Source organism: Gardnerella sp. 26-12 (assembly GCF_001660745.1).
GTDB classification, from domain to species: Bacteria; Actinomycetota; Actinomycetes; order Actinomycetales; family Bifidobacteriaceae; genus Bifidobacterium; species Bifidobacterium swidsinskii.
Window position 1 is genome coordinate 1 of the sequence record NZ_LWSR01000060.1, and the last position, 7,972, is coordinate 7,972.

At 40.7% G+C, this 7,972-nt stretch carries 2 protein-coding genes; both read left to right on the forward strand.

All coding sequences use genetic code 11. The features are described 5' to 3' along the window. Positions 1-164: 164 nt before the first annotated feature. Positions 165-1,811 carry an alpha-amylase family protein gene (locus A5295_RS04010; protein WP_064621763.1) on the forward strand — a complete coding sequence of 549 codons (1,647 nt, stop codon included), beginning with the start codon at positions 165-167 and terminating at the stop codon, positions 1,809-1,811. Positions 1,812-2,088: 277 nt separating this feature from the next. After that, entirely contained in the window at positions 2,089-7,755 is a 5,667-nt protein-coding gene (pulA, locus tag A5295_RS04015; RefSeq protein WP_064621764.1) for a type I pullulanase, read from the forward strand. Positions 7,756-7,972: the final 217 nt, after the last annotated feature.

Below are 7,972 nucleotides of genomic sequence, written 5' to 3' on the forward strand. Positions count from 1 at the left end.
GTGTGAGTTCGAGTCTCACCGGGGGCACGTGCACGACGTCGCTTAGCTTGCTAGGCGACGTTTTTATTTTATATTTTAATGTCTCGTACATAAACAATAAGCGTATAATAATAAAAGTATTCTCGCACAATGAAAGTGCTGTACGTGATGTGAAAGGAACAACGATGATCCACAGTGCACAATTGCAAGCAAGTGAGCGTAAAAAAAGTAATTATGCTTGCGAATTAATCAATAATTACAAGCGCAATGTAATGTGCTCTTTTACTGCAATTACTGCAATTGCTGCTGTAGCAACGGTATTAATGTGTATTTTTGCTATTGTTCCAAACTCTTCGGCATTTGCTTCAACTAAATCAACAGACGGTCTTCCGCCAAAAGGTGTGATCGTTACTGCTTTTCAGCAAAATTGGAAAAGTATTGCAAAAGAGTGTAAGCGAACTTATGGTCCTGAGGGTGTGAGTTATGTACAGGTTTCGCCGCCGCAGGATCATATTAAAGGTAAAGCATGGTGGACTTCTTATCAGCCAGTTAGTTACAATCTAAATTCAAAGCTTGGCACTGAAGACGAGTTTAAAAATATGATTACTACTTGCAGGGCAGCTGGTGTTGGAATTGTTGTTGATGCTGTAATTAATCACACAACCGGCGATAGTAATAAAGATACTGTAGGTGTTGGCGGTAGTAAGTATGATGCGGCAAATCAAAGCTATCCGGATGCTGGTTACACAAAAGATGATTTTCACCAAATAGATAAAGATATTTACACATATAAAGATGCGCAAGTCGTTTGGAATTATCGTTTAGTTGGTTTGCTTGATTTGGATACTTCTAAGCCTCATGTACAAAAAATTCTTGGTAACTATTTTGCAAAATTGCTGAAAATGGGTGTTGCGGGCTTTAGAGTTGATGCCACAAAACATATGTGTCCTGAAGATGTGAAAGGCATAAAAGAAGCTGCTGCTAAAGCTGCTGGAATGAAGCCTGAAAATATTTGGTGGATGCAAGAAACAATTGGTTTTCCTGAACAAGATCCTAAAATTCAGCCAGATCAATATGTTGGTACAGGTGAAGTAGATGAGTTTGAATACTCATATCGCTTGCGTAATTATTTCTATGGCTCAATTGAGAATTTGTCTCATATTACAGATCAGCTTATTCCTAATAAGAAAGCAGCTATTTTTGTGACTAACTGGGATACTGAGCGTGACAATTCGACTCGAGTTCTCACTTATAAGGATGGAGCAAAGTACGAGTTAGCTAATGCTTTTATGCTTGCTTATCCGTATGGAACACCAAATATTTATTCTGGATATAAGTTCACTCAGCGCGATGACGGTGCTCCTGGTGCAACTGATACGAACATTCCAGATGTAAAGTGCGGAAAGAATTCTCAGTGGCAGTGCACTCAGCGTTGGACTTCTATTCGTGGAATGATTGGATTCTACAATGCTGTTAAGGGCACGAAAGTAACTCAATGGCAGGATGACAACGATAATAACATTGCTTTTAGTCGCGGAAACAAGGGATTCTTGGCGATTAACAATACTGATAAGCCTAAAAATGTGAGTTATAAAACTGATTTGCCTGACGGTGAGTATTGTAACGTATATGCTTCACGTAAATGCTCTAGCACAGTTACTGTAAATGGTGGGAAAGTAGAGATAACTATTCCAGCTAATTCTGCTATTGCTTTGCATGTTAAGGCTGTAGAGCATTTTGGAAGTACTTCCACGTTTAGTACTGTGGCGATGATTGTAATTGTTTTCGCTGTGCTATTGATTGAGTTAGCTCTGATTCTATGCAAAAAATAAGGCAGGTTCTAATAAGTAAGCTGCGAAGTGAAAGACGGCTGGAAGTAAATTTATATTGACATTATTACAGTTTTTTGTATAGTTATTGCAATATTGTCAATATGTAGATGTTATAATTTTCTCCGCTGATAATGCATATTTATAACGATGGCTGGCAACATAGTAGTGCTAGCCATCGTTTGTGCATTGAGGCTATTAATGCGCCCAAGGAAGAAGCGTGTTGATACCAATGGAGGAAAGGATACTGATGAGTCATCGTCGACACTTTGCATCGAAGATGGTTGCTATTGTTGCGTCTGTTGCAATGCTTGTAACTGGTTTTGCTGTTACTGGTAGTGCAAACGCTGTGACTAGCGGGGAGTCTAGCAATAGCAAAGAAACTTCTTCGAATGTAACTCTTAAAGGTAAAGGTGTTATTGTTACTGCTTTTCAGCAAAATTGGAAGAGTATTGCTCAAGAGTGCACTAAAACTTATGGTCCTGAAGGTGTGAAGTATGTGCAGGTGTCTCCACCGCAGGATCATATTAAAGGTAAAGCCTGGTGGACTTCTTACCAGCCTGTTAGCTATAAATTAAATTCTAAACTTGGCACTGAAGCTGAGTTTAAGCAGATGATTCAAACTTGCAAAGCGGCAAATGTTGGAATCATTGCTGATGCTGTTATTAATCACATGGCTGGCGCTGATAATAAAGATAAAGTCGGTGTTGGTGGAAGTAAGTATGATGTGTCTACTCAGACTTTTGAAGATGCTGGATACACTAAAGACGATTTCCATCAAAGTGCTGAAAATATTAAAGATTATACGAATGCTGAAGAAGTTTGGACTCACAGGCTTGTAGGCTTACTTGATTTGAATACTGGTAGTCAGCATGTTCAGCAAGTTTTAGGTAAGTATTTTGCAGATTTGTTGAAGCTTGGCGTTGCTGGTTTCCGTGTGGATGCAGTTAAGCATATTTCGCCAGAAGATATGAGGGGCATTAAAGCTTCTGCTATAAAGCAATACAACGAAAGTGTTGAAGATAGCAAAAAGATTAATGACATCTGGTGGATGCAAGAGACTATTGGCAACTCTTCAGAAGCTGCACAAATTCAGCCGTCTGCACATTTGAATGAAGGCGAAGTTAACGAGTTTGGCTACTCTTACCAGCTTAAGCAAAACTTCAAAGGCTCGCTGATTAAGGCAAGCAAGCCTCTGAACAAAATTCAAGACGGAATGGTTAAGAGCGATAAAGCTGCTATTTTTGTTACGAATTGGGATACAGAGCGCGGTAACAGCGTGCTTACGTATAAGGATGGTCGTCGTTACGCTTTAGCAAACGCGTTCATGCTCGCGTGGCCATACGGCACTCCAAACGTGTATTCCGGATACAAGTTCGATAAGAATGATGATGGCGCTCCTGGTGCAACTGATACGAACATTCCAGATGTAAAGTGCGGAAAGAATTCTCAGTGGCAGTGCACTCAGCGTTGGACTTCTATTCGTGGAATGATTGGATTCTACAATGCTGTGCAAGGTGCGAAAGTTACGAATTGGCAGGATGATGGAGACAATAACGTTGCTTTTAGCCGTGAAAAGAAGGGCTTCTTAGCAATAAACAATTCGCTTGACGAAAAAGAAGTTTCTTATAAAACTGATTTGCCTGATGGTGAGTATTGCAATGTGTACGCTGCAGGTGACTGCTCTAAGACTGTTAAAGTTGCAAAAGGTGAAGTTAAAACCAAGATTGGCGCTCGCGAAGCAGTAGTTTTACATGTTAATGCAACAAAAGCTACACATCCGGCTGGCACTGCTACAGACCCATCTGATCCTAAATATGGTGAAGAAAAGCCTGATGCAGGCATGCCAGAAGATCCTACAACAACTATTTACTTTAAGCCAGACGAAAAGTTTAACGGTAAAAAAGTATATGTTCATTACGGCATAGGCTCAAGCTGGACTCAGGCTCCTGGCGATGAGATGAAGAAGGCTTGTGACGGTTGGTATAAGAAGACAATTAGAACCAATGGTAAAGCTTATGAAGCAGTGTTTAATAATGGTGAAAACTACTGGTATCACGAAGGATATAATAATAACTTTAAGATTCCAGCTCACACTGATTCGTATTTAGCTCAAGATCACAAGGGTAGCGTTGGAGTAAATCCTTGCCCAGTAGCGTATAATCCAAAGACCACTGTTCGCATCCACTATGCACAAAAAGCGGGTGATACTCGCGATATTGGCATTTGGTTGTGGGGCAAAGACAAGGATGGTAAAGATTTACCTGGAGCTTGGCATAAGTTTAATGGCACTGATAAATTCGGCAAAGTTTTTGAAACTAAAGTTGATGGTGCTTTTGAAAACAAGTCACTTTCCTTTATTACTACTACAAAAGGTTGGAGTAAAGACGGTGGCGATCGTGCTATTGAAAACTGTGCAAGTGGTCTTGCTGAAGCTTGGGTAACAGGCGGATCGGATACTACACAGTTCACTGCTCCAGACAACCTTAAGAGTAAGCCAAAAGAATTAAAGGTAACAGTTCATTATCGCAGGAATGCTGGCGATTATGAAGGCTGGAACATGTGGACTTGGAACGACGGAACTAATGGATCTGCTCGTTACTTCACTTCGCATGACGATTACGGCAAAGTTGCAACCTTTACTGCTAAGAATGATGGTGGTATTGACAGTGTTGGTTTCAAAGTTAGAAAATCTACGCCAATTGACGCTTGGAATCAGCAAGATCCTAGCGATCGCAGTATTCCAAACAATGCTATTAAGATAGATCCAAGTGATCCAAACAAGGGTAGTGCTGAAGTCTGGTTAATGCAAGATGACATGACAGTGTATTTAAACGCTACTATGCCACAACTTACAGCTCACGTGATGTCTGCTGATATTGCTGGTTTAAAGAAGTTAGCTGTAAAAGTATCTGGAGATGTGTCTTCTGTAAAAGACTCTGACGTAACACTTTTGGATACTAGTGAAAATCCTAGCAAGAAAGTTGAAATTGCTTCTGCTAAAGCTAATGGTTCAGAGATTACTATCGAAACCAAGAATGACCTTAATATTAAGCATAAGTATGAGTTGAGTATTAAAGGATTAGCTACAGGTATTAAGCTTTCTGCTTCCTCAAAAACTGGTGCTAGCGTAATTCGTACCGATGAGTTCGATAAGAAATACGCGTACAATGGTGATGATTTAGGTGCTGTGTATTCTGCTTCTTCAACTACTTTCAAGCTTTGGGCTCCAACAGCAACTGAAGTAAAGCTGATTACTTATAAGTCGACTGCTGAAAAAGCTGAAAAAGACAAAGAAACAGCTATGAAAGCAGAAGATCGTGGCGTATGGTCTGTAAAGCTTGAAGGTGACAAAGCTAATACAGCTTACGCATATGAAGTTCATTTTGCTGATGGCACAGTGAATGTTTCTGCTGATCCTTATGCGAAAGCTGCAGTAGTAAACGGTGAGCGTTCTGTTGTATTAGCAGATAAAGACGCAGGCAGTGCTGGAAATCGTATGCCAAAGTTTACGAATCCAAGTGACGCAACAATTGCAGAAATGGATGTTCGTGACTTTTCGATCAATCCAAACTCTGGTATTAGCGATGCTCATCGTGGCAAGTATCTTGGCGTAGTAGAAGAAGGCACTAAGACTAAAGATAAGCAGAATGTTTCTGGCTTTGATTATTTGAAGTCGCTTGGTGTCACTCACGTACAAATCATGCCAATGTATGATTTTGGTTCTGTGAATGAAACTGGTGACTTGAGCTATGGAAAGCAAGGCGCTCAAAACTGGGGTTATGATCCGCAAAACTACAATGTTCCTGAAGGATCTTACTCTACAAATCCTGCCAATCCAACAACGCGAGTTCAGGAAGCTAAGCAAATGATTGCTGGCCTTCATAAGGCTGGTTTGCGCGTGATTATGGATGTTGTTTACAACCATGTTTACAACGCACAAAATCATTCGTTTAACAAGACAGTTCCTGGATACTACTTCCGCTATAAGGATGGTGCTCTGAATGGTAATTCTGGATGCGGTAACGATACTGCGTCTGAACGTCAAATGATGCGCAAGTATATTTTGGATTCTGTGAAGTATTGGGCTACGCATTACAACCTCGACGGCTTCCGATTTGATTTGATGGGCTTAATTGACCTGAAGACTATGCAAGAAGTGCGTGCTGAGCTTAATAAGATTGATCCTTCAATTATTGTGCTTGGTGAAGGCTGGGATATGAATGAACTGCTTCCTAAGAGCGAGTCTACTATTCAACCAAATGCTTATAAGATTCCAGGAGTAGCGTTCTTTAACGATTCATTCCGCGATTCTGTAAAAGGTTCTGTGTTTGCTGCTAAGGGTACTGGTTTTGTCAATGGCAATACAGATAAAGGTGTTAAGGCTTTGCTTGAGCATAATTTGCTTGGTTGCCAATTTGGCACGAGTAGTACTGTTAAGTGCTGGAATGGTAATGCTGAAACGCACTTTGCTGATGCAGGTCAAATTGTTCAGTATGTTGAAGCTCACGATAACTTGTCGTTGTACGATAAGCTAAAGGTCTCTGCTCCTAACGACACTGAAGACGTACGATTGAAGAGAGTAAAGCTTGCAAATTCAATGATTTTGCTTTCGCGCGGCATGCCGTTTATTCAGCTTGGTCAGGAATTCTTGCGAACTAAGAATGGTAACGATAATAGTTACAATGCTGGCGATAAAGACAATGCTCTTGATTGGAATCGTGCTGCTGACAAGTCTGATTCCGTGAACTATTTCAAGGGATTGTTGAAGCTACGCAAGAGCATTAAATCTCTTCGTGATTTTGATTATGCAACAATTAACAAGAACATGAAGATGATTGATGGCACTCCTGATGGTGTAATTGCTTACACACTTAACGATGCAGATAAGCAATATGTTGTAGTGTTCAATGCTAATAATGCTGAAACTCAAGTAAAGATTCCAGCAGGAAAGTATTCTGCACTTGTTGCTAATGGCAAAGTGAATGATACTGCTCAAGACGCAACTGTTGCTGATGATGGCACATACAAGATTGCTCCTGTTTCTACAGCAGTATTGCTTAGTAAAGATAAGGAATCTAAGCCAATTCCTCCGGATGCAAAGCCTGGTGATGAGCCTGGCAAACAGCCTGAGAATCCGTCTGAGCCTGGTGAAAAGCCTGGTGAAAAGCCAAAGCCTGGTGAGGATCCTAGTAAGAAGCCTGAGAAGCCAAAACCTGATCAGCCTGGCACAAAGCCAGCTCCAGCTCCAAAACCTGGTGAGCATCAGCAAGTTCCTGCTCCTGCTCCGAAGCCGACTCCGTCTGAGTCCAGTGAACAATCAAAGCCGTCTAAGCCTTCTGTTCCGTCGGAAAAGCCAGTTCCGTCGGAAAAAACAGAAAAGCCGGCTCCAGCTGATTCTGCTAAACCAGCTCCAGCTAAGCCAGCAGAATCTGCTCCTGTACCTGTTGCTCCTGAAACAGTTCAGCAGCTTAATCCAGAATTAAAGGGAACTCTTAGCGTTGGTAACAATAACGTTGCAACTGCAGGTGTTGTTAACAGTGTGAGAATTAATGTTGTAAACAAAGAGTTCACCGAGCGTTTGCAGCGTGATGGAGTAGTTTATGCTTACGCGTATATCTATTCATCTCCACGCTTGCTTAAGGGTGCTGATGGTTCAAAGTTTGTGACTGTTCGCATGGTTAATGGCAAGCCTCAATTTGATGCTCAGTTCCCAGCTGGATATACCGGAAAGCATACGGTTGTTTTGGTTGACGAAAAAGGTAATCAAGTTGCTTGGACTGAAATAACAGTAGTAAATAATGCTGTTAAGAAGAATGTTCATGCGTTAAGTTCAACAGGCAGTAGTGTAGCGCAAATCGCATTTATTATTGCAATATTGTTGCCTGTTGCAGGTGCTTTCTTGATTAAAGTAAGGCGTTCTAAGCATCTGTCTTGCAATTATTAAAATCCAAAGTGCTTTTCGCATAATTTTGTGTTTTGTGATTAAGTACTGAGGTTTTAATAAAAAATGAGGGTAGTAGCAATTGCTAAGCTATTACCCTCATTTTTTATTTTTGCTTGCGTGTTGCGCTTATTTTTAGAAATTTTTTGCTTTGAATAATTTCGGGCGTTTTTTAAAATTATAGTAGCTGTTTTCCTTATGTAAGAATGGTTTATAGGAG

Bases quoted from the DNA above. Each gene is read 5' to 3' on its own strand.
- pulA (WP_064621764.1), top strand. From the start codon at position 2,089: ATGGTTGCTATTGTTGCGTCTGTTGCAATGCTTGTAACTGGTTTTGCT.
- A5295_RS04010 (WP_064621763.1), top strand. From the start codon at position 165: ATGATCCACAGTGCACAATTGCAAGCAAGTGAGCGTAAAAAAAGTAAT.